The organism is Paenibacillus filicis (assembly GCF_038070315.1).
GTDB lineage: Bacteria > Bacillota > Bacilli > Paenibacillales > NBRC-103111 > Paenibacillus_G > Paenibacillus_G filicis.
Genome location: NZ_JBBPCC010000005.1, coordinates 1 through 23,791 on the forward strand (window position 1 = coordinate 1; position 23,791 = coordinate 23,791).

Sequence of the window (23,791 nt, forward strand, 5' to 3'; positions counted from 1 at the left end):
TCGGTCGAGCGTAGCGCTGACGACTTGCTGTTCACCCGCCCGCTGTATGCGGGCAAGGCTTTCGAGCAGAAGCGGTTTCTCCAAGGCCCGCTCATCGTGACCTTCAGGCCCAACAATATCCCTGCCGCCGAGCCGGTAGACGGAGCTGCGGCCCCCATCGTCCCCGTTCCGACAGCGGCCGCATCCAGCGATGGCTCACTGCGCTCCGTCGTGAAGTCGGTCGTTCGGAAAGCCGCCGGCCGGATCGATCTGACCGAGGCCCGCATCGTCGTCTCCGGCGGACGCGGTGTCAAGAGCGCGGAGGGCTTCCGCCCACTGGAGGAGCTCGCCCGGGTGCTGAATGCCGCCGTCGGCGCCTCCCGCGGAGCGTGCGACGCGGGCTACTGCGACTACGCGCTGCAGATCGGGCAGACGGGCAAGGTCGTCACGCCGGAGTTGTATATCGCCTGCGGCATCAGCGGGGCGATCCAGCATCTGGCCGGCATGAGCCAGTCGCGCATCATCGTCGCGATCAACAAGGACCCGGATGCGCCGATTTTTCAGGTCGCCGACTACGGGATCGTCGGCGATCTGTTCGAGATCGTCCCGCTGCTGACAGAGGAGCTGCGGCAGGCTCTAGCCTAATTTCCCGCTGAATCACAAGCAGCCAGTCGCCGGTTGATATCCGGCGACTGGCTGCTTTCATGTCCTTTATTGCAAAATTGTCCTCGCCACAGCCGCCAGATCGAGAATGTCGATCACTCCGTCCTTGTTGACGTCCAATTTTTGGATCAGATTCCAATCCGGGCTAGACGAGTTTTTACCATAGTGGGCGGCAACTACAGCCAAATCGCCAACGCTCACCCTTCCATCACCATTTGTATCCTCCGGTATGGAAGCATGGACCGAATCTCTGAATGCCTGCAGTGCCTGACTCAGCACGTTAGCGGCCTGATCAAGATCCGCTTGGCTTCCAGCCGTTTCGGCTGCTGCTTGAGCTGCGTGAATCGCGGCCAGCAAGACGGCCTTGGAGCCAGTCGGGTATTGCCCTGGAGCGCTGCCTTCCACCGCGGCCCGCCAAGCATCCTGGGCTTGGGCAATTAACGTATTCAGAGCTTCCTTGTTCAAGGTGCCGGTAATCTGCACGTTGTACGTGACAGGAGCCAGAGAAGCTTCCTCGCCCCGGGAGCCGGCCACCTGCGCCCGGGATAGTGTAATGACGGTCGCAGATGTCTCTTGAATCGCTTGCCAGTTTAATTGAAGCAGCGCCTCGTCCGCAGCAACCGCATGATCCGCTCCTTGGCTGGCAAGCAGAATGCGAACTTGGCCAGGAGCATCGGCTTTGGCATGCAGGATGAGCAGACCTGTCTTCAAGGAATCTGCCGAAACAAAACGAACCTTCTCCGCATCGTAGCTTAGGGTCAGATCCTGAGCATAAAGAGCACCGTACACACTGCTGGCTACATCGAATAATCCATAGTTCACTTGAAATTTATTTCCTGATGGAACTTGGGACATACCGCTCAGCGCGGCCCTTAGCTGCCGGGCCTCGGGATTGGGCACATCCGCCTTGTACATCGTGATATAGTCGACATTCACATTGCCGATGCTGCCGTGATCGACCCGGTAACTGATGACATTTGTACCTGCTTGCAGCCTGAGCCGTTCGGAACCCGTGAACCATTCATTCCAACTGATCGCCGTTTTATCCGGCTCCACGGTCTTTCCATATATGCCATTCACATAGACATTGACTTTGGCTCTTGCCGGTAATTGAGATGTCGGATGATTGGTCGTTTCCCCATCCTCCTGCACGCCATAAGCATACCTTAGTCCAACGATATAATCCCCGGCTTCCGGAGCATGGACGACGAAGCTAGCTTCAGCGCCCGGTTGCTTGGGCAAGTTGATATAGCCGGTTCCCTGATAGTTAGTGTGGCTGTTGTCTATTGTGATGTTCCCATAAAGAATCGCGCTTTCGGCCTGATACATATCCCCCTGTCCCGAATCGCCGGAAGGGAGCGGCTGCCATTCATAGGGAGCAACAGGCTTGCCAAAATCGGGCGTTCCATCGGAATTCCAGCCGAATTTCTTAATATTGACCTGGCGCCACCAGTTCCGGCCGGTATCTTTATACACCCGTGAATGATAGATCATCCAATCTTCCTTGCCGTCTGCCGACTTTACAAAACCTGCTCGCGCAGGCCCGGACACATCCCCGGTAGCCACGAACACATCCTTCGTATGCGTCCAGGAATTCGGATTCAGGAAATCTCCGTCTGTATTCGTGAAATAGGATAATCGGTAATCGTTGGAAGCATAATCGCCTTCGGACATGGTGATAAATACTTTGCCGTCCTTTTGCAGGACACGAGGGCCTTCCCCGCCGAAGCCCGGCAAGAAAGAGCGGTCTACGGAAATCGTGTAAGGATTATCCATCGGAGCGATGGCCGGACCGATCGGCTCTCCCGCGCCCAAGGTCCCCCAGACGGCATACAGCTTGCCTTGATGCTCGAATACGGTAAAGTCATTGGCTTGCTTGATCTCGCCATGCTCACCTGCATATAAGGCGCCTTTATCCACATAAGCCCCCTGCGGGTCGCCGGTCACCGATTCCAGAACCGTTGCCATATGCTTGTACCCGTAATCCCTCAAGTCGGCGCAATAATAAATATACCATTTGCCGTCAAAGAAGAAGATTTCCGGAGCGAAGATCCGGGTTTGTGTGCCTTGCGAATCAAATACCAGCACCTTCTCGCCCTGGTCTGTCAAGGTACGGGATTTGGATACATACACTTTATTGTTGGAATCGAGGTTACTCGAAGACACGAAGTAATAAAATCCGTCCTTGTAGGTAACAAACGGGTCTTGACCCTGGTACAACGGATTGTTGAATTTATCGAATACCGAGGAGCTCGTGACACCCACTGCTTTCATAAAATCGGACCGGGCCCTGGATACAGCCTCAATGGCCCGGAATAATAACTCTGCCTTTTCACCGTCGCTGACCGGCTGACCATCAATCGCAGCAAGCAAGTCCGCCGCTTTCGTTTGTGCAGCCTTCAAGTCATTCAACACGGTTTCTGTTACTTGCCCCGCAAATTGTCCGGTCAAGAAATCGACTTTTTGAATTTCTGTTGTCAACTCATCTTTTTTGTTGGTAATAGTACGATCAGGCGGCAAAAAGAGGGCCGATTCCGGTACGATTTCCCTACGCTGGCTGGCGCTTTCCCATTCCATCCGGAGCCAGCTTCCGCCCCAGCCCTGTAAATATTCAACCTTGATCTCGTAATGCTTCCCTGCTTCCAACAAAATAGGCGCGCTGGTTTGCGGGACTTCCCAGGCTTGCTTCCAGAAGTCGATGATCAACTGGCCATTGATCCATAATCTGAACCCGTCATCGCCTTCCATATGGAAGGTGTAATCTTCCGTATACTTAGGTACGAGGGTTCCTGTAAAACGGGCAGTCACATAATCCGTAGTTCCGGTTATTTGTTTGAAAATACTGTGAAACGCGTCGCCGTTTAAGTTACCGATGGCTCGTTCTCCCCGATAATCATCAAAAGTAAAAACACGGATATCCTCCCGGTTGTCGGGATTCTTGTAGCACTTGAAGAAATCGCCCATCAATCCATGTCCGTCCATCGTCGGATCTGCAGCATGAACGCTTGAAGGCATATTCATTATGCCGGCAAAGAGAATGATGGCCATCACTAGACCGAATACTCTGTTCATCATGGTTCCTCCCTTTTGGTTAAGCGCTACGATATTAGGAAACTCCCCCTCTCTTGCTGATATCAACCCTACCCTTACTATAAAAAAATCCCCGGTTGAAGTATTTATAAAATAAAAAGTTAATTTGTGCTTTTCGGTTATACTTGGCAGATAGAAAATCGCCACTCCGTTTCCTCGCAAGAAACGGAGCAGCGACAGATCGTGCCAGCTATACATACACGGGCTCAGTATCTGCGGGTCGTAAGCTCTCGGTGGGCCGTCTCCTGGGTGAAGATCCCTTCCTCGGTGATAATATGAACCGGCAGTTCCTTGCCGGAGGCCAAGTCCTTGACCGCCTTCGTAATCTGCGGACCGAGCAGCGGGTTGCACTCCACAGAGACATTCAGCTTGCCGGCCATCATCGCCTGGAAGGCCAGCTTCGTCGCATCTACGGAAATCACCCGGATATCCTTACCGGGCCTCAGACCTGCTGCCTCGATCGCTTTGATCGCCCCGAAGGCCATATCATCGTTATGGGCGAATACGGCATCCGGTCGAATTCCCTGACGCAGTATACTCTCCATCAGTCCCTGACCGGAATCATAGGTGAAGTCGCCGATTTTCGAGTCTACGAGCAGCATCGCCTGATGCTCCGCGATCACTTCCTCGAAACCCTGCTTTCTCTCGATCGCAGGCGCAGAGCCTGGCGTGCCCTGCAATTCTACAATGCGGACAGGCTTGCCGGAAGCCTTCGTATCCTCCACCAGCCACCGTGCCGCACGCCTGCCCTCTTCGATGAAGTCGGAGCCGATGAACGTGGTCCACAACGAATCGTCTTCCACCTTGACCTTACGATCAGACAAAAGCACAGGAATGCCCGCCTGCTTCGCTTCCTGCAGCACCTCGTCCCATCCGGTCTCCACAATCGGAGTAAAGGTGATCACATCCACTTGCTGGGCGATAAATCCCCGGATAATCTCGATTTGCTTTTGCTGGCTTCCTTCCGCATTCCGCATGAAAAGCTCAATCTGCTTCTCCTGCTCGACGGCTTGCTTTATCGATTCCGTATTGGCATTCCGCCAGCTGCTCTCTGAGCCGACGACCGCAACCCCCAGCCTGATCTTACGGCCTCCGTCTCCGATTTGCCGGCCGGCCAGGGACGGCATGTTGCCCTCCTGCGCTTCCCCGGATGCCTGCTCCCCGGTAATCAGATGGCTTCGTAGAATGATCTTCTTCGGGATGCCTTTGACCCGCTGCAAAATATCAAGCGCATACTGAATCGACTCTTTCCCACCGGTCGGACTGGTCACACTGCCATTCAAGATCCCTTTCCTCACGAGCTCGAAGCCGCCGTTGACCGTATCGAGACCGTCAATGCCGATAATGCCAACATGCTGCATCCCGAAGGTTTGAAGAGCGCGATAGGCGCCCAGCGCCATCGCATCGCTATGCGCGAATACGAGTCTGACATTCGGATATGCCGGGAGAAGCACCGCCATCTCGTCCTCCGCCCGGTCTCGCTGCCAATTTCCGACCACCGTGCGCACCACGGACAGCTTGGGCTTCCGACTGACGTATTCCTCGAATCCCCGGCTCGTCTCCTCGACCGACTTGGACCCGCGGATGCCTTGAATCTCGATAATCTCGGCGCTGCTGTCCCCAAGTATTCGCTCGGCCAGCTGGCCCGACTTGCGTCCTACGGATGCATTGTCAGGTCCGATAAAGAGCGTATAATCGTAGCCAGTTACGCCCCGACCCAGCACAATAACAGGGATGCTCTTATAAGCCTCCGTCACCACAGGCGTTAGCTTCTCAGGATCGTTCAACGAAATAATCAGCAGGTCGACGCCATAGGTCATCAGCTTCTGCACATCGTGAATTTGTTTCTCACTGTTTTCTGCAGCATCGGTGAAGATGAGCCTGACGTTGGAGTGCCGCTCGGCTTCCTTCCGTATCTCATTGTTCATCACCACTTGCCTCGGTTCATTGAGATTCGGCTGACTGATCCCGATCAGGTAGGGCTGATCCTCCTGCTGCTGATTCCAATACGAGGTCACGATCAGGCTGACTAGCGTCAGCACGCTGACAGCAACGAGGAGAAGGACGGCCTTGCGGATTGACCTACCGGTCATAACGCTCTCCCCGCTTGCGGTATTCCAAAGGCGAGAGACCCGTTACTTTTTTGAAAATGTGACTGAAATAATGCTGGGACTGGTAGCCCACCTGCTCGGCCACCTCATACATTTTGCTCATCGGATCGTTCAGCAGCTGGGTGGCCTTCTGGATCCGGATTTGCGTGACGGCATCCACGAAGGTTTGGCCTGTTTCTTTTTTGAGCAGCTTGCTCAGATAGTTGGCATTGACATTCATCTGTTCTGCAACTTCCGTCAGCGATAAATCTTCTTTGTAGTAGAACGTTTCGAGATACTTCTTCGTCATCAGCACGATTGGGGTCAGGCTCACCGAGGCATTCAAATCCATGACCAGCTCGGTGTAACGCTCCGGAATCTCTGCGATGCAGCCCGCCACCGTATAGGCGGTGAGCACCTGTACGCCCAGATAGAAGGACAGCGTACGCTCGAAATCCTGGAGAAAAGCATGCCAGTCCGCTGCCCGGCCGATCGGCGTTACGACACATAGATGACCTTTGCCATTGCCGAACGCTGCGGAAGAAGGAACGGGCGCCAACAGCTCCATCAGGATGTTTTTGACGGCGAACTCCAGAAGCTGCGGGTCCCATATCTTATGGGCGGGGGTGACCTTCACCTTCAACAGAGGCTTGATCAGCAGCAGCCCGATCTGTTCAGGAAACCGCATGCCGAAGAACTGCAGCTCTTCCTGGAGCTGGCGATCATCCAGATTTCCGGCCACCCAATTCCTCAGAAATTGCTCGCGCAGCTCGGCAGAGCTGACCTCGAACTTCTGATTCATCCAGTGATTGTATTTTTGCTCAAGCTGCTCTTTCTGGAGCGTTTGCAACGCTTTCTGGACGATGACCTGCAGCTCCTCCTTCTGCACGGGCTTGAGCACATAATCGAACACATTCAGCCTTACCGCCCGCTGCGCATAAGCAAATTCATCATGACCGGAGATGACGATGACCACACAATCCGGCAGCATGTCCCGGAGCCTCTCGATCACCTCCAAGCCGCTCACAAACGGCATATTGATATCCATAAACATCAGATCCGGCCTCACGGTCTCGGCAATCTCGAGCGCTTCCTGACCGTTCTCCGCCTCGGCTACCACCTCGATCCCCATCTCTTCCCAGGACAGAACCTTCCTCAGCCCGTATCGGATACGGGGTTCGTCATCGGCAATCATGAGCTTCCACATCCGGCCTCACCTCATTAACTGGTCTTTGGTCATTTGCACGAGCGGGTGATACAGCGAGACGGCTGTTCCCTTGCCGGGCTCGCTTTCGATTTGAATGCCATACAAGGAGCCGTAGGTCAGCTGGACTCGTTCATTGACATTGAACAGCCCATACCCGTGCTCCTCACCCCGCTTTTCTTCCCCGCGCAGAATACGGTTGATTTCTTCCAGCTTGTCCGGCTGCATGCCGGCGCCGTCATCCTCGACGCGGAACAAGATCCCCTCCTTGTACCGCATCGCGCTGACGCGGATCATGCCTTTGCCCGTCCGGGCCTTGATGCCGTGATAGATCGCATTTTCAATCAAGGGCTGCAAAATCAGCTTCAACACATGATAGCGGTGCAGGTCCTCAGGAATGTCCAGCATATAATTCATCTTGCCCATATACCGGGACATCTGAATGATGAGGTAGCTCTCCGCATGCTTCACTTCATCCTTGATCGGAATCCACTCATAGCCCTTGTTCAATCCGATCCGAAACAAGTTCGTCAAAGCCCCGATCATTTGCACGATATCGTTGGCCTTGTAGTCCTGGGCCATCCACTGGATCGTATCGAGCGTATTGTATAGAAAATGAGGCTTAATCTGCGCCTGCAAAACCTGCAGCTCGGCTTCGCGCTTCTTCTTCTGCTCCGCATAGACCATATTAATCAGATTTTTGATCTCTTCGAGCATATGGTTAAAGCTATTGCCCAGCTGTCCGATCTCATCCTTGGAAACGCTAACAAATCTGCGGTTCAGATCTCCATTCTGAACGTTGCTCATCAGCCGCATCAGCTTGCGCACCGGTCTGATGATCGTCCCGGTGAAATACGTGGAGGCGAGCGTCGCAAGCAGCAGCATCACGATCGTCACAACCGCGGTATACAGCTGGATATCGGAGACGACGCGATGATAGTCATCATTGGGAATAACGCCGATAATCCGCCAGTTTCGCAGCGAGTAGTCATTGTAGAGGATGCGATAATCATGCCCCCTGATGCTCTTGGTCAGGCTTCCCTGCGTCCCGTCCTGAAACCATTCGTTCCGGATTCGGTACACGATGGCATTATTGGGCGCATAGACCATATTCCCCTTATTGTCCTGGATATAAATAAACCCGGATTTACCCAGCTTCAGGTTATCGAAGATGGCCTTGAACATGTCCATGCGCACATCCATCAGGATAACCCCGAGAGCTTCCCCCGTACTCGGATCGCGCACCGCATGGACCAGCGAGAGCACATCGTTGGCGCTGTAGGTTTGGGTCGTGTTCACGTTGCGCCCGATCGGGTTGCTAATCAGCAGCGTCGGCTCATGCGAGCTTACGGCGTCCTTGTACCAGCTCTCCTCGATCAGCGAATCTCTAGTGATCCGGTGCATATCCTGAGCGACGAATGCTCCGTAACGGTTGACCAGCATCATGCCCGCAATTTCGGGATTTCTCTCCGTAAAGTTGCGCAGCGTCTGCACCGCCTGCTGCCTGGCCAGGGCGTTCAAAGCATCGTAATGACCGAGATTCATCAGCCGGCCTACCGCCGCATCTTTACCGATATAATCCAAAACATCCATCAGGTGGCGAATGTAAAAATCTACATTACTCTCCACCTGATGGATCATCTGCAGGGTATATTGGTCTGCCTGATTTTCCGAATGCGTACTGTAGGTTCGGGTGCCCCAGATACTCAAAGTCAGCATCGATACCAGGATAATCAAGAGGAAGATGCAGTTGAGCTTGAACCGAATGCTTCGATCGTTCCAGTACTGGCGGTAACGACCCACCGGCATCCCTCCATATCGGATGAAAAACACTAAATTTCCCTTATTATACAGGAATTTCAGTCTTCTGAGTACGATTTCTTTTGAGCTTCTGCGAGACGGGACGACGCTCTTTGCGGCTCACGATCACGCGCTGCAGCACAATGAAAGCGAACAGCAGGAACCCGATCACAATTTTCGTCCACCAGGAGCTCAGTGAGCCTTGGAACATAATGATGGTTTGGATGACGCCGGTACTCAGCACGCCAAGCATCGGGCCCAGGAGATAGCCGAAGCCTCCCGTTAACAGGATGCCCCCAATGACACAAGCGGCGATCGCATCCATCTCTCCGCCCATCAGATGCAGCCCATAACCCGAGAGCATATAGAAGGTAAAGACGATCCCGCCTAGGGCAGACGTAAAGCCGCTAAGCGTGTACACGGCCACTTTCGTAGTCATGACAGGCAGCCCCATTAACGAAGCGGATCGTTCATTGCCCCCGATGGCGTATACATTGCGGCCGAATGCGGTATATCGGGATACGTAAATCGCGGCAGCCACGGTAACCAGGGCAATGATCACGCTAACGGAAATCGTGGATGACCCGATTAACGGAATCTTGGCATTGGAAATCGTCCGGTAGACCGGATTGTCGATGACTATGCTCTCTGTGCTGATGAGGAAGCTGACGCCCCGGGCCAGGAACATCCCGCCGAGCGTCACAATCCATGGATGGATGTGAAACTTGCAGATGACATAGCCCTGGAGAAAACCGAAGATTATACCCAGCACGAGGACACCGAAAATGACCGCAACGGGAGGTACGCCAGCCTTCAGCAGCTCTGCTGATAGCACGCTGACTAGGGCGATCATCGCCGCAACCGACAAGTCGATGCCCCCGGTAATAATGACGAACGCCATGCCTGTGGCCACAATAATCAGATAGGCGTTATCGACAAATAAATTCAGAAATACCTGCGGAGCAAAGAAGCCCGTGAAGAAAATGGACCCTACCGCAAATAAACAAATAAATAAGACAATGGTGGCGAGAATCGTAATGTTCGACGAATTAATCTTAAGAGGCAGCTTCATGCGCCAACACCTTCTTCCTCGTTCTGCTTCTCAAGCCATTCCGGAACATGCTGCGGAAGGCATCGGATTGCATCAGACTGACCGCGATGACGACGACGGCCTTCACTACCATAACCGATTCCGGAGGAACGCCCAGGGTATAGATCGTCGTGGATAATGCCTGGATGAACAAAGCGCCCAGTACCGTACCGCCCAGATAAAAGCGGCCGCCCCGCATCGAGGTTCCGCCGATGACGACGGCAAGAATAGCGTCCAACTCGATCCAAAGTCCCGCATTATTGGAGTCTGCTCCCGTGATGTTCGAGCTGATAATGATGCCCGCCAGGGCGGCGCAGAAGCCGCTGATGACATATACGAGGGTCATGATCCGCGTCGAATGAATACCGGCATATGCGCTCGAGACCCGATTGGCGCCGACCGACTCCAGGAACAAGCCCAGCGCCGTGCGGCGCATCAGCAGGTACAGCAGGATGAACAGAACCGCGGCGAGAATCACTGCGAACGGGATGCCGAGCACATAGCCGCCGCCTACGAAGCGGTATGCCGGATTGGAGATGGTAATGATCTGTCCGCCCGAGATGAGCTGGGCGATGCCCCGGCCGACGGTGAGCAGGATAAGCGTAGCGATCATAGGCTGAATTTTCAGCCTTGCAACAAGATAGCCGTTCCATAAGCCGCATAGCAAGCCGGCAGCCAGGCCGGCCAGCAGCGCCAATCCAAACGGAACATGCTGCTGCATGAGATAGGCGGCCAAGGATGCCGCTATAGCCAGGATCGAACCTACGGAAATATCGATCCCCTCTTTGGCGATTACGAGCGTCATGCCCAGCGCAATGATGATGAGCGGCGTTCCCCGGTTGAGAATATCGATCAGGCTGCCGTACAAATGACCGTTTTGAATCGATATTTCAAAGAAGCCGGGCGTAAAAAAAAAGTTAAATACCATCAGCAAAAGCAGACCGACCGACGGCCAGAAGAGCTTGGAACGGGTTAGCTCACCCCACCTGCTGCTGTAGCTGTTCATCGCGTTCCCCTCCCTCGGCAATGATCTCCATAATCCGCTGTTCCCTGATATCGTCTCCTGACAGCTCCCCGATGACCTGACGATCGCGCAGCACCATAATCCGGTCGCAGCAGCCGACCATCTCCTCCCATTCCGACGTGATCATGACAATCGTCATCCCCTGGGCGGCCAAAGACATGATCAGCTTGCGGATTTCCGCTTTCGAGCCGACGTCAATCCCCCGGGTAGGCTCGTCGAGAATGAGAAGCTTGGGCTCGGTAGCCAGCCAGCGTGCCAAGATCGCCTTTTGTTGATTGCCTCCGCTTAATTGATCCATCCTTTGCTCAATACTGGAAGCCTTGATCCCCAGCAGCTTCTTGTAATGCTCGGCGATTTCCTGCTGCTTGCGGAGCGGCAGGAACCGGAGAAAGCCGCGCTTCGCCTGGAGAGCGAGCACAATATTCTCCCGGACCGATAATTCGCCGACGATCCCCTCGACCTTGCGTTCTTCGGGACAGAAGGCCATGCCATGCTCAATAGCTTTCGAAGGAAACATAGACCGCATGACTTCATGATTGATCGTGATGGCGCCCTGGTCCGCCCTGTCGATGCCAAACAGCAGCTTGGCGATTTCCGTCCGGCCCGAACCGAGCAGCCCGGCCAGGCCGAGCACCTCGCCCTTGCGGATCGTCATGTCGAACGGCTCCACCCCGCCCGTCCGGCCCAATCCGCTGGCGGATAGCCAGACCTCAGAGGCTCCCTGGTCTGAAGACTTGCCCGTATGCGGCTCATCCTTCCACTCACGGCCGATCATGCTGGAAATCAGCTGGATGCGTGGCAGCTCCGCGGTCAAATATTCGCCGACAAGCTCACCGTTGCGCAGCACCGTGATACGGTCCGACACCTCGTACACCTGATCCATGAAATGGGTGACGAACACAATCGCCATCCCCTCGTCCCGCAACTTCCTCATAATCCGGAAGAGCTCCTGTACTTCCCGCTGATCCAGACTGGACGTCGGCTCATCAAGAATAAGCAGGCCTGACGAAATATCCACCGCTCTTGCAATCGCAACCATCTGTTGAATCGCGACAGAAAACTCGGACAGCGGCTTTGTGACGTCCAGCTGGATATGGAGCCGCTCCAGCAATTCCTCCGCCCGATGGTTCAATAACCTCCAATCGATGGCCTGGTTTGGCCGTCTGGGCTGCCTCCCGATGAGCAGATTCTCCGCAACGGACAGATTGGGGCATAGATTCACTTCCTGGTACACCGTGCTAATCCCGAGCGCCTGCGCATCCTTGGGGGATTGAATACTCACGGGCCGGCCGTTCAATTCCACCTGCCCGCTGTCCATCTCGTATACACCGGTCAAAACTTTAATCAAGGTGGATTTGCCTGCTCCGTTCTGGCCCATCAAAGCGTGAATTTCACCTCTTCGCAGCCGGATATCCACATTCGTTAAAGCTTTGACGCCTGGAAAGGATTTGCTCACTCCTTGCATAACTAACAAAGGCTGCTGCATGGAACCCACTCCTTCTTCGATGGATAACGAAATCAAGAGCAGCAACCGGCTCTTGATTTCGCTTCCCGCTTCTCTTCTCTGCCTGCGCACGGCGCAGGTCCGTGCGATTAGTATTTACGGTTAGGCAATGCGTCGATCGCTTTTTGTCCGCTGAAGACTTCCTCATTGGATTTGATCCATTTATCCAGCTGTTTGCCCGCCTTCAGATCCTTGGCCGCCTGGAACAGCTGAGGCCCCAGCAGCGGATTGCACTCGACCACGGTGTTCAGCTTACCTGCTTTGATCGCTTCGAAGGCTTCTTTGATCCCGTCGATGGATACGATCTTGATATCCGAGCCCGGCTTCTTGCCTGCTTCTTCGATCGCTTGAATCGCGCCCAAAGCCATATCGTCGTTGTGAGCATAGACGCCTTGAATATTTTTACCTTCCGGCGACTTCAAGATCGCCTCCATAACTTGCTTGCCTGTGGCCCGGTTGAAATCGCCGCTTTGGGATTTCACGATTTTGATATCCGGGTGTTTTTTGATTTCATCGTCGAAGCCTTTTTTCCGGTCTACGGCCGCACTGGCGCCAACTGTTCCTTCCAGCTCGACGATATTGCCTTTGCCGCCCAGATGCTCGACCATCGCCTTGGCCGCATTCTGACCTTCCAGTACGAAGTCCGAGCCGATGAAGGTTGTGTACAGATCTTCGTTTTTCTTGTCGATATTGCGGTCTACGAGAATAACCGGAATCTTGGCGTTTTTCGCTTCCGTCAGCACCGCTTCCCAGCCTGTCTCGACGACAGGGGCCATAGCGATGACATCCACCTTCTGCGCGATGAAGGTACGGATAGCTTTGATCTGATTCTCCTGCTTCTGCTGGGCGTCGGAGAACTTCAATTCGATCGTTGGATCGTTCTTGGCCGTCTCCTGAATGGAAGCCGTTTCGGCTCCGCGCCAGCCGCTCTCTGCGCCGATCTGCGAGAAGCCCACGACCAGCTTCTTGTTGTCGGTTGGCGCTGGCGCTTCTTTCGTTGTCGCCGGCGCAGCCGGAGCGGCAGCCGGCGCAGGCGTTTGGCCTCCGCAGCCCGCGAGTAGCGTAAGCATAACGGCAGCAGACAGGATTGACCCCAGTACTTTTCTTTGTGGTTTCATTTAATAACCCTCCTAGTCACGGATAACCTACTTCTTCATTGTAGAGTGGAGGCAGCTCAATGTATTTACATCCAAAAGGGATTTTTTGCATTTTTCTGCCTTTCTTCTCCGGCTTGCTCTGAAAAAACGGCCAGGATACGCCTCGTTCATGGTATCCTGGCCGCTGCAGACCTATCTTGATCTGTCTGTGATAGCTCTAGCTTTCTTGCAAGATTTGCTGCGCGACGATAGCCAGATCCTCAAGATCGACTTTACCGTCGTTATTCCAGTCTGCCTGCTTATACTTCTCCCAGTCTGGATCCGCCGAGGTTTTACCATAGGCGGCGGCTACCATAGCCAGATCGCCAATCGAGACCTTGCCGTCACCGTTGGTGTCGCCCGGCGTTCTCGTATTCACCGAACTCAGGAAAGCTTGCAGCGCTGCCTGCAGGCTGGAAGCAGCCTGCTCCACCTGCGGCTGTGTCGCCTGGGCATCCAGAGCGACAGCTCGGGCCGCATCGATTGCCCGTTGCAGGGCAGCCTTGGCTCCAGCCGGATATTGTCCGGCCTGCGGACCTTCGACGGCGGCATCATGCTTGGCCTGTGCATCCGCTATCCGGGCGAGGAGCACGGATTTATCCACGGTCTGCGTAATCCGGATGGCATGGGAGACCGCCTCTAGAGCTGTCTCGTCGCCCTTGCCGTCCGCGAGGATGATATCGGACAAGACGATGGCCGAATCGGCCGCAGACGCGCTAGACCGCACCTTCCACTGCAAGCGCAGCAGGTCGCCGTTCGGTTTCGCTCCGCCTACGTGCGCCGTGAGAATGCGCAGCTTGCCGGATGTTACCTTTTTATCGACAATCAACACGCCCTCCCGCAATGAATCCGCAGCTACGAATTCGAATTGCTCGGGGTCATAGGACAGCGTCAGATCCTGGGCATACACGTCCTGGGCCACGCTATCCAATCCCAGCGTAAGCTCGAACGATTGTCCGCCCGATACCGTGGAAGGTCCCGTTAGGATGGCCGTTGCTTCCTGCTGGAGTGCTCCGACTGAGAAGTAGTCGAAGACAGCTGGCATCGAGGTGCCGTCTGTTGCCGAGAATGCGTAGAATCCGACTTTGGCAGCTTTGAGCTGCACGGTTACAGGGTCAGCTGCCTGCTGCCAGGCTGTGCCGTTCCAGAAATAAGTCGTATACACGTCGCCTGTTTTGCGGATTTGCAGGAACGACGTATCGTACCCCGGATGGGCGGCCATGCCGGTAGCTTTCTTGTACACGGCATTTTTCTCGTAAGCTGTCTCCAGCGTCTTGCCTGTGGAGCCATCTGTATCCCAGGCGTGACCCAGCCTCACATAGTTGTCCTCATCCTGCCAGATATACAGACCGGCCTGCTGGAAGTTCTTCCTGACAGGGGCATTCACCTTGGTGGTAATGACAAAGTCTCCTTCGGGCGCCTGCTTCAGGAATACATTCTGGATGTTGTTCAAGGTTCCGTAGCTATCTCCAGGCAAGGTTTGCAGCGTAAGATGACCCGGATTGGCCGTCAGGCTCCAATTTTCCTTCTTTTCCCTGTAGATGCTCCAATCCGGACTCAAAGCCGGGCCGTCAAAAGAATCGACCGCCGATCCCTTAGGGATCGGATCATGGACCTTGACGAACAAGCTGCTCGTCTCCGAAGCGAGCTTCCGGATCGCTTGATCGTGCTGGCTTGAGGTCGAAGCCGGATCTGCGAGCACCTCTCGGGCAGCTGCAATGACGCGCCGGAAGCTGCTGATCGCATCCAGCGAATACTGCCCTGGCTTCTCTCCCGGAACCAGGCGGCTTGCGAAGGCTTCCGCCGTCTGGATGGCGGCTGCCAAGTCCGCAGAGGAGGTTGTGCCGATGAGCTCCCGGTGCGCCTTGGCGATGCGATCGAAATCCATCTTCTCCACCTTGCGGTCGTAGGAAAGCAAGCCGTTGATTTCATATTCCACATCGGTAATTTGCGTATAGACCGCTGCGCTCAAGCCTGGGCTGTTCTTGAGCTCCTTCAGCCGGTCGATGTACTGGATGTATTTGTCCGTAAGTTCCTTCTTGCTCTTCATTTCCTGATAAGAGAACACCAGTGGGCTCCACTCATGTCCCGGTACGTGAAGTCCGAGCCCTCCGTATTCTCCCAGTACGGCTGCGCGCGTCGAGGTCGGAGTAGGCGAGCCTGGAGCCGGATAAGCATGCATATCGACCAGATCGCCAACGCCGGAATCCTGCCAGCCGCTGGCATTATTGATCAGCCGGGTGGAGTCCAGACCTTGGACATAGGTCACGGCATCTCTCGTCTTCTGACCGCCCCAGTCGAACTGTCCCCAGCCTTCGTTGAATACCGTCCATTCCACAATGGAAGGCACGCTTCGCAATTGATCTATCATTTCCTTGAATTCCTTCAGCCACTGCTGCTTGGCCGCCTCGGAAATATCGGAGCCCCGTTTGTTTTGCCGGTCCTCCAGGCTCGGCATATCCTGCCATACCAGGATACCGAGCTTATCCGCCCAATAATACCAGCGGGCTGGCTCGACCTTGATATGCTTGCGAATCATATTCATCCCGAGCCGCTTAACGGCTTCGATGTCGAACTTAAGCGCATCCTCCGTCGGAGCGGTATAAATGCCGTCCGGGTAAAAGCCTTGATCCAGCGGACCGATCTGGAAGACGAAGCTGCCATTCAACAGCGGTCTCATCACGCCGTCCACCATGCCCAGCTTGATCTCTCTCATCCCGAAGTAGCTGTCTACCCGGTCCACAATGCGGTCTCCTTGTTTCAGGCGGACCTGAAGATCGTAGAGGAACGGATCGTCCGGCGACCATAATCTCGGATTAGGGACCGGAATCGCAATTTCCTTACCTACCGGACCGCTAGCTGTGCCGACAGGTTCGCCGTTCTTCAAGGCTACGGCTTCCACCGTATATCCCTGGGCGGCCGATGCGGCCGGTACCGTGAGCTTCAGCGTTTGATTCTGAAGATCAGGGGTCATATCCAGCTTTTCAATATGAGCTGCAGCTACTGGCTCCAGCCATACCGTCTGCCAGATACCGGATACGGACGTATACCAGATGCCTCCGAGCTTCTTCACGGTCTGCTTGCCGACAGCCTGATCCTCGCCCTCGTCCGTGCGGTCGAGTACGTGAACGATCAATTCGTTGGCGCCCGGCTTCAATTGATCGGTAATGTCAAAGCTGAAGGATGTATAGCCGCCTTTATGGCTCCCGACTTCCTTACCGTTGACATAAACTGTAGCGAGATAGTCGACTGCGCCGAAGTTAAGCTTGACGCGCTGCCCGTTCCAGCTATCGGGAACGGTAAAGGTACGTTTGTACCACATCAGGTTCTCAACGCGATGAATACCGGAGAGAATCGACTCCGCCGCAAAAGGAACCAAAATGCGCTCCTTCAGCGTCTTCCCGGCCGGTACGGCCTCTCCCGCCTTGGCGCTCTGGAATTCCCATTCGCCATTGAGATTCATCCAGGCATCGCGGACCATCTGCGGTCTGGGATACTCAGGGAGCACCTGCTCCTTATCGAGCTGACTGGCCCAAGGCGTCATAATCTGGTACTTGGAACGGTTGCTGAGCGGCTTCTCGAACTTCGAGACGGTTGTGCCGTCCGACCGTTGTAAACCCCCCGCCCCGTCATAAGCTGCGTTGACCAGCCAGGCATCCTTGGTGTAGACCGGATATTCGAATTGCAGCACCATGACGCTGCTATCGCCCGCTTTCAAAGAAACTCCTGTAATCGGCCAATCATTGCCCATGACCTTAACCTTCATATGAGACTTGAAGCCTTCCGGCAAAGCTTTCACCGGGGCATCCAGCTTCACTTCCGCGCTTGCACCGTCTTCGGCGATGGAACCGTTGTACACATAATCGCCGGGCGGGTATAACGCTTGAGAGGGCACTGCAGATTTAGCCACGCTCGGACTGGCCCAGCGCAGATGAATATTGGAGCCCCCGGTATTCTGAAAATATTCCACCTTTATCGGGTACTTCTGACCGGCTTTCAATGAGATCGGAGCACCGAATTGCTCCTTATCCCAATCATCGACCCAGTGATCGATCACGAGTTTATTATCGACCCACAGCCGGAATCCGTTGTCTCCGATGATGGAGAAATTATAGTCCTCCGTGTATTCGGGCTGCAAAAACCCTGTCCAGCGTACACTTACCCGGTCGGTTTGCCCCGTCAGCATACGTAAAGCCGGCTCCAGACTGCTGAAGTCCAGATTGGGGTCCAGCACCGTTGCCTTTAACGTCTGAAAATCAAACTTCGGCGCTCCCGAGTTCGTATAATACTCGCCCTGAAGCCCGTGAACGACAGGCGGCTCGGTCACAGCTTCGGCCGCTCTTACCGCAGGGGCGGACAGCAACGCCGTGGATACAAGCGTTAATGTGCACGCCGCAACAAGAAACTGGCTGATTGCTTTTTTAAACCTGATCATCTTACAGCCTCCTTGGAGCAGGGGTTCGGTCCACACGGACCGCCCCTAAAATAGATACAAATTGTATCAAATAAGACCTCATACAGCGCAACAAAACCTGCCCATTGATTTCAGCTCATGTCTGGACTCCGACAGAATCCCAAGCAATCGTTCAGCTAATTGCCTTGCATTCTCCTTTCCTATAAAGGAATTATTGGCGCTCAAGATGATAACGCTTTCTATTTTACCTCCTCTTCCATATGACCTATACCCTCGATGGAGCAGAGGATCGAAAATAAGTACAGTTACATTATGTATCTTTATGGCGTTGCCGTATTTAAATAAATAAGTACTTTTTTGCGATAATCGGACTTACCGCAGTCGGTCCAGCAGCCCATAAAAAAAGAGGAACTCGGATGCGCTTCCGTTCCATTCTCTTCCCCCTGGGGGATGAGCTCGGGCCGGTTACGCATGAAAGTTCCTCTATCGGTCTATCTTCCTCATAAAGCCGTCTGCGGTATGCAGTGCCTCTCTTTGTACAGCGTTCATAGAACTATGTAGACGGACAGCCGCACAGTGTCTCGTCCCCACGAGGACAGGACATGCCCGGCTAGGCTCGTTTTTCAGATGCCGCCCCCCGCCGCATGCTTGGAGCTGCATACGGCAGAGCTTGTGGTGATTCTTTTATGGATGCATTAGCATTAGCTTTAGCTTAGAACGTGCCTTGCTTGGCCGACTCCCAATCCGCCAGGAAACGCTCGATGCCGCTGTCTGTGAGCGGGTGCTTGATCATCGACTCGATGACCTTGTACGGCACAGTCGCGATATGTGAGCCGTGCAGCGCCGCTTCGATCACGTGAGCGGAGTGGCGCACGCTAGCTGAGATGATCTCGGACTCGATGCTGTGAATCTGGAAGATCTGGGCGATTTCCTTGATCAGGTTCAGGCCGATCTGATTGATGTCATCCAGACGTCCGATGAACGGGGACACATACGTGGCTCCAGCGCGCGCCGCCAGCAGCGCCTGCGTCGAGCTGAAGATCAGCGTCACGTTCGTCTTGATGCCCAGCTCGCTGAATACCTTCGTCGCCTTGAGCCCGTCAGCGGTCATCGGGAGCTTGATCACGACGCTCTCGCCGAGCTCGGACAGCTTCTTGCCCTGCTCGATCATTTCGTCTGCCTTCAGCGAGATAACCTCGGCACTGATCGGCAGGCTGCCGACGATGGAGATGATTTCTTTGACCGTTTCGAAAAAGTCGCGTCCTTCCTTGGCGATCAGCGACGGATTCGTCGTGACCCCCGCGATGACACCCAATTCATGCGCCTTGCGGATTTCTTCCACATTTGCCGTATCGATAAACAGTTTCATCTTCAATCCCCTGCCTTTTCCGGTTTATTGGGTTTTGCAGCCTGCCTGGTCTTGGTGGCTTTAAGCGAAATAACGGGCCTTGATCTTCTCAATAACTGCCTCTGCAGTAAAACCATACTCGCTAATCACTTTATCCGCCTTGGCCGATGCGCCGAACTTGCGGATGCCGATGACGAAGCCGCTGCCATCCAGCACTTCATCCCAGCCAGACGGATATGCCATCTCGATGACGACCTTAGCCTTCACCTGTGGCAGCACGACGGATTGGCGGTAAGCCTCATCCTGCTGCTCGAACAGCTCCCGGCTCGGTACGCTGATGACGCGGGCATGAATGTTTTCTTCAGCCAGCTTCTTCTGCACGTCCAGCGCCAGAGATACCTCGGAGCCTGTCGCGATCAGCTGCACGTCCGGCGTCTCGCTGCCGCCTGCATCCAGCACGTAGCCGCCTCGGCCGATATTGGTGTAAGCCAGCTCGGACGTACCCGGCAGCACCGGCAGATTCTGACGGGTCAGCGCGAGCACGAACGGACCTTCCTTGGCCTGAAGCGCATATTCCCAAGCTGCGGCCGTCTCGTTGGCATCCGCCGGACGGAATAGCGTCAGATCTGGGATCAGGCGCAGCGAAGGAATCTGCTCGATCGGCTGATGGGTAGGACCGTCCTCGCCGACCGCGATGCTGTCGTGGGTGAACACGTACACCACGGGCAGCTTCATCAGCGCCGACAGGCGGATCGCTCCGCGCAGGTAATCGCTGAACACGAGGAATGTGCCGCCGAAGGCCTTCACGCCGCCATGCAGCAGCATGCCGTTAAGCGCTGCGCCCATCGCGAATTCGCGTACGCCGAACCAGATGTTGCGGCCCGCATAGTTCGTCGCGTCAAACGCCGGCTCGCCGTTGATCATCGTCATGTTGGAGCTAGCGAGGTCGGCCGAGCCCCCAAGCAGCAGAGGATTCGCTGCAGCCAAGCTATTGATCGCCTGACCGGAAGCGGAGCGCGTCGAGATCGGCGCATGGTCTGTCTCGTAACGCTTCAGACCGGCATTCCAGCCCTCCGGCAGCTCGCCCTGCTGGGCGCGCTCGAATTGCTCAGCCAGCTCAGGATACGCTGCACGGTAACCGGCGAACAGCTCCTGCCACGCCTGCTCACGCCCTGCACCCTGCTCCCTCAGCTCCGCGAAATGCGCCAGCACTTCCTCCGGCACGTAGAAGTCCTCTGCCGGCCAGTTCAGCGCCTGCTTGGTCAGCGCGACCTCTTCCTTGCCAAGCGGACTGCCGTGCGTGCCGCCGTGGCCGCCCTTGCCAGCCTTGTTCGGGCTGCCGTAGCCGATCGTCGTCTTGATCTCGATCAGCGTCGGACGCTCGGTGTCAGCCTTCGCCAGCGCGATCGCTTCGGCGATGCCGTTCACATCGTGCTGATCATCCACGCGCAGGTATTGCCAGCCGTAGGATTCGAAACGGTTCTGAACTCGCTCGGAGAACGACATGCCAAGCTCGCCGTCCAGCGAAATATCGTTGGAATCGTACAGCACGACCAGCTTGCCGAGCTTCAGATGGCCCGCGAGCGAAGCCGCCTCGGAGGAGATGCCCTCCATCAGATCGCCGTCGCCGCAGATTGCATAGGTGTGGTGGTCGACAACCGTGTAGCCTTCGCGGTTGTAAACGGCTGCTTGATGTGCCTCAGCCATTGCCATACCGACAGCCATCGCTACGCCCTGGCCGAGCGGTCCAGTCGTCGCCTCGACACCGACCGTGTGGCCGAATTCCGGATGGCCCGGCGTCAGGCTGCCCCATTGGCGGAACTGCTTGATATCGTCCAGCGTCAGCCCATAGCCGCTCAGGTAGAGCAGGCTGTAAAGCAGCATGGAGCCATGGCCGGCCGACAGCACGAAGCGGTCGCGGTCCGCCCAGCGAGCGTTGCCCGGGTTATGCTTCAAATGGCGCGCCCACAGCGAATATGCCATTGGAGCCGCCCCCATCGGCATGCCGGGATGGCCCATGTTGGCCTTTTCGACCGCATCGATCGTCAGGGTGCGGATTGTGTTAATGCTTAAAGTTTCGACAGCAGCAGATGTCGTAGTATTCAATCGTTTCAGCCTCCATTCAACAATTGGCAATATCTTGCCTTGCTAAGTTCTATTATAATGATAGTGGTCCCATTGATATAATTGATAGTTTCAATATTAGATATAGATGGTGTGTATAGGATAAACCTGGAGCCGTACAAGGTTTTCTCTCTCACAGCCAGGCTGGGAAGCTTGTCTAAGACGGACAAGGAGCACAAAAAGCCAAGGAAGGGCTCCTGCCTGCATTCGCCCTTCCTTGGCTCTCTTACGCTACATATTCATACCCGGTGCATCCTCCTAACCATCCCGGGATGCACTACGTCCCGCTTCCGCTATGGTTCGCTCGTCACGCTCTCCGGCTTCTCCGCCAGCCACTGGTCGAACAGCCTGAACGTGTCGCTGGCTGCAGCAACCGCCTCTTCAACAGCCTCTTCGCTCGTGATCTCAGCCGTCAGCAGCTCGCGGAATTCCTGCCAACGTGTACGCGTATCCGGGCCATAGCTGTAGAAGTAGCTGCCGCCTGCCGCCGGTTCGATCGGCAGGTACGATTGCAGCTTCTTCGTGATGATTTGCCCGCCGAGCGTCGAGCCTTCCCAGACGTACAGGCTGCCCAGCACCTGAGGGAAGGTGGACAGCTCCGGCAGCTTCGTGCAGCGGGGCAGTTCTCTCAGCTCCGCTTCAGACGCGCCCAGCGCTTGCAGGTCCTGCTCCAGCAGGTCCAGCTTGCGGCGCGGTTCGAAATCAAAGCCCCGTTCGCTCCATTCCGTCCTCTGCTCGAATATAGCCTCCAGCGGCGAGAGAAAGGTGTAGAATTTCTCCAAGTAAGCCCGGTATTCGTCTATCGTTAGTCTGTTATCCATAATGGCCTTCGCATAAGGGTTTTCTTCCAGCTTGATATGATAAGGAGCCGTTAGTTCCTTCAGCTTGCTAAGAATTTCCGTCATTTCTTGTCCCTCCCCAAGAATAATCTTCCTCCTTCATCTTACCAGATGTTGGGACTCTGCTGCATCTATACTTTCTTCGATTCGACCTTGGCGGAAGGAAGCTGTAAGGCGCGAGCAGACGGCAAAAAAAGCGGCGAATGGGACATTTGTATCCCCCTCACCGCTTTCCATGGCTTATACCCCGGCGCGCAGCTCCTCCTGCTCCGCTACAGCCGGAACCGTCCATCCGTATACATCCCGCACCATCCCGCGCTGGATTCCCGTAATGGTATCGTACAGCTTCTGGGACAGCTCGCCGACCTGGCCACCGTTAATCGGATAGAGCTGACCGTTCCACCGGATCCCGCCGATCGGGGAGATGACCGCAGCCGTTCCCGTTCCGAATGCTTCCTCCAGCGTGCCGTTTGCAGCCGCCTGAACCAGCTCTTGAATTGACAGCGGACGCGCCGTAAACATCACGTCCCAGTCTTCCAGCAGCTCAATAACCGCACCTCGTGTGACGCCCTCCAGAATCGAACCGTTCAATACCGGCGTATACACCTGGCCGTCGATGCGGAAGAACACGTTCATGCTGCCGACTTCCTCCACGTACTTGCGCTCCAGCGCATCCAGCCACAGCACCTGGGCACAGCCCGCCTCCTTGGCCGCCGCCTGCGCCTTGAGTCCGCCTGCGTAGTTGGCCGCCGTCTTGGCTGCGCCCGTGCCGCCTCGTACGGCACGCACGTCATGGGGCTCGACCAGAATATCCACAGGCTTCAGCCCGCCATCGAAGTAAGCGCCGACCGGCGACATCACGATGGCCAGCAAATAACTGGAGGACGCCCGGACGCCGAGCATCGCCTCCGTCGCGATGATGAACGGACGGATATACAGCGAGGTGCCTTCCGCCTCGGGAATCCAGTCCTGATCGACCCCAACCAACGCCTGGATCGCCTCTGTCAATACGCCTGGCTCCAGCTTGGGCATGCTCATCCGCTCCAGCGAGCGGTTCAGCCGCTTGGCATTGCGCTCTGGCAGAAACAACTGGGCCCCGCCTTCCGCGGTCCGGTATGCCTTCAGTCCCTCGAATACCGCCTGCCCGTAGTGAAACACCATCGCGGCCGGGTCCAGCGTGAGCGGCGCATAAGGGACGATGCGGGGATCATGCCAGCCCTGCTCGGCGGAATAATCCATGAGCAGCATATGGTCCGTAAAATATTGGCCGAATCCCAGTTTCTCCGGATTAGGCTTCGTCTTGGGGCTTTCCGTCCGTTCGATTCGTACATTTGACAACATGCAGAGCTCCACCCTTCAGGTCACGCCCCGGCTGTGGAGCATGAATGATTTTCTCTACTGTAAGGGAAGTCTCCTCATTGATCAATTCCATATTTTCAATTAAGATCATAGATACGATCTATTATTAGGAGAGGATGGCGAAGCC

General features: G+C 55.4%; 14 protein-coding genes. 1 reads left to right on the top strand and 13 read right to left on the bottom strand.

Going from position 1 to position 23,791, the window contains the following annotated elements; genetic code table 11:
• The coding region (locus WMW72_RS09440) for an electron transfer flavoprotein subunit alpha/FixB family protein (RefSeq protein ID WP_341415193.1) at nucleotides 1–624 on the top strand (624 nt) is incomplete at its 5' end.
• Nucleotides 625–690: 66 nt separating this feature from the next.
• On the opposite strand, the gene WMW72_RS09445 is transcribed toward WMW72_RS09440, so the two are convergent.
• The 13 genes from WMW72_RS09445 to WMW72_RS09505 all read right to left on the bottom strand — a co-directional run bounded on the left by WMW72_RS09445 (nucleotide 691) and on the right by WMW72_RS09505 (nucleotide 23,646).
• The gene (locus WMW72_RS09445) at nucleotides 691–3,717 is read right to left on the bottom strand and encodes a family 43 glycosylhydrolase (RefSeq protein ID WP_341415194.1); all 3,027 of its coding nucleotides are present in this window, start codon (nucleotides 3,715–3,717) and stop codon (nucleotides 691–693) included.
• A 221-nt stretch (nucleotides 3,718–3,938) separates the two neighbouring features.
• Nucleotides 3,939–5,825 carry a substrate-binding domain-containing protein gene (locus tag WMW72_RS09450; RefSeq protein WP_341415195.1) on the bottom strand — a complete coding sequence of 629 codons (1,887 nt, stop codon included), beginning with the start codon at nucleotides 5,823–5,825 and terminating at the stop codon, nucleotides 3,939–3,941.
• Nucleotides 5,815–7,029 carry a response regulator transcription factor gene (locus tag WMW72_RS09455; RefSeq protein ID WP_341415196.1) on the bottom strand — a complete coding sequence of 405 codons (1,215 nt, stop codon included), beginning with the start codon at nucleotides 7,027–7,029 and terminating at the stop codon, nucleotides 5,815–5,817. Before WMW72_RS09455 ends, WMW72_RS09450 begins: the two co-directional genes overlap by 11 nt.
• Before the next feature lie 6 nt (nucleotides 7,030–7,035).
• Nucleotides 7,036–8,829 carry a cache domain-containing sensor histidine kinase gene (locus tag WMW72_RS09460; RefSeq protein WP_341415197.1) on the bottom strand — a complete coding sequence of 598 codons (1,794 nt, stop codon included), beginning with the start codon at nucleotides 8,827–8,829 and terminating at the stop codon, nucleotides 7,036–7,038.
• Nucleotides 8,830–8,872: 43 nt separating this feature from the next.
• On the bottom strand, nucleotides 8,873–9,898 hold the full coding sequence (gene yjfF / locus WMW72_RS09465; RefSeq protein ID WP_341415198.1) for a galactofuranose ABC transporter, permease protein YjfF: 1,026 nt from the start codon (nucleotides 9,896–9,898) through the stop codon (nucleotides 8,873–8,875).
• Entirely contained in the window at nucleotides 9,882–10,922 is a 1,041-nt protein-coding gene (locus WMW72_RS09470) for an ABC transporter permease (RefSeq protein WP_341415199.1), read from the bottom strand. Before WMW72_RS09470 ends, yjfF begins: the two co-directional genes overlap by 17 nt.
• Entirely contained in the window at nucleotides 10,894–12,426 is a 1,533-nt protein-coding gene (locus tag WMW72_RS09475) for a sugar ABC transporter ATP-binding protein (RefSeq protein WP_341415200.1), read from the bottom strand. The genes WMW72_RS09470 and WMW72_RS09475 overlap by 29 nt, the downstream gene beginning before the upstream one ends.
• A 107-nt stretch (nucleotides 12,427–12,533) precedes the next feature.
• On the bottom strand, nucleotides 12,534–13,562 hold the full coding sequence (locus WMW72_RS09480; RefSeq protein ID WP_341415201.1) for an ABC transporter substrate-binding protein: 1,029 nt from the start codon (nucleotides 13,560–13,562) through the stop codon (nucleotides 12,534–12,536).
• A 196-nt stretch (nucleotides 13,563–13,758) separates the two neighbouring features.
• Complete coding sequence (locus tag WMW72_RS09485; RefSeq protein WP_341415202.1) at nucleotides 13,759–18,015, bottom strand: PA14 domain-containing protein; 4,257 nt, start codon at nucleotides 18,013–18,015, stop codon at nucleotides 13,759–13,761.
• Between the two features lie 691 nt (nucleotides 18,016–18,706).
• Nucleotides 18,707–19,363, bottom strand: a complete 657-nt coding sequence (fsa, locus tag WMW72_RS09490; protein WP_341415203.1) for a fructose-6-phosphate aldolase — start codon at nucleotides 19,361–19,363, stop codon at nucleotides 18,707–18,709.
• Between the two features lie 60 nt (nucleotides 19,364–19,423).
• Nucleotides 19,424–21,448, bottom strand: coding sequence for a transketolase (gene tkt, locus WMW72_RS09495; RefSeq protein WP_341415204.1), 2,025 nt, complete (start codon nucleotides 21,446–21,448; stop codon nucleotides 19,424–19,426).
• 311 nt (nucleotides 21,449–21,759) lie between these two features.
• On the bottom strand, nucleotides 21,760–22,371 hold the full coding sequence (locus WMW72_RS09500) for a biliverdin-producing heme oxygenase (RefSeq protein ID WP_341415205.1): 612 nt from the start codon (nucleotides 22,369–22,371) through the stop codon (nucleotides 21,760–21,762).
• A gap of 174 nt (nucleotides 22,372–22,545) precedes the next feature.
• A complete protein-coding gene (locus WMW72_RS09505; RefSeq protein WP_341415206.1) occupies nucleotides 22,546–23,646 on the bottom strand; it encodes a branched-chain amino acid aminotransferase in 1,101 nt (366 codons plus the stop codon).
• Nucleotides 23,647–23,791 lie beyond the last annotated feature (145 nt).

Excerpts from the sequence above, each read along its gene's own strand:
- WMW72_RS09445 (WP_341415194.1), bottom strand. The coding sequence starts at position 3,717 with ATGATGAACAGAGTATTCGGTCTAGTGATGGCCATCATTCTCTTTGCC.
- WMW72_RS09450 (WP_341415195.1), bottom strand. The coding sequence starts at position 5,825 with ATGACCGGTAGGTCAATCCGCAAGGCCGTCCTTCTCCTCGTTGCTGTC.
- WMW72_RS09455 (WP_341415196.1), bottom strand. The coding sequence starts at position 7,029 with ATGTGGAAGCTCATGATTGCCGATGACGAACCCCGTATCCGATACGGG.
- yjfF (WP_341415198.1), bottom strand. The coding sequence starts at position 9,898 with ATGAAGCTGCCTCTTAAGATTAATTCGTCGAACATTACGATTCTCGCC.
- WMW72_RS09470 (WP_341415199.1), bottom strand. The coding sequence starts at position 10,922 with ATGAACAGCTACAGCAGCAGGTGGGGTGAGCTAACCCGTTCCAAGCTC.
- WMW72_RS09475 (WP_341415200.1), bottom strand. The coding sequence starts at position 12,426 with ATGCAGCAGCCTTTGTTAGTTATGCAAGGAGTGAGCAAATCCTTTCCA.
- WMW72_RS09480 (WP_341415201.1), bottom strand. The coding sequence starts at position 13,562 with ATGAAACCACAAAGAAAAGTACTGGGGTCAATCCTGTCTGCTGCCGTT.
- WMW72_RS09485 (WP_341415202.1), bottom strand. The coding sequence starts at position 18,015 with ATGATCAGGTTTAAAAAAGCAATCAGCCAGTTTCTTGTTGCGGCGTGC.
- fsa (WP_341415203.1), bottom strand. The coding sequence starts at position 19,363 with ATGAAACTGTTTATCGATACGGCAAATGTGGAAGAAATCCGCAAGGCG.
- WMW72_RS09500 (WP_341415205.1), bottom strand. The coding sequence starts at position 22,371 with ATGACGGAAATTCTTAGCAAGCTGAAGGAACTAACGGCTCCTTATCAT.
- WMW72_RS09505 (WP_341415206.1), bottom strand. The coding sequence starts at position 23,646 with ATGTTGTCAAATGTACGAATCGAACGGACGGAAAGCCCCAAGACGAAG.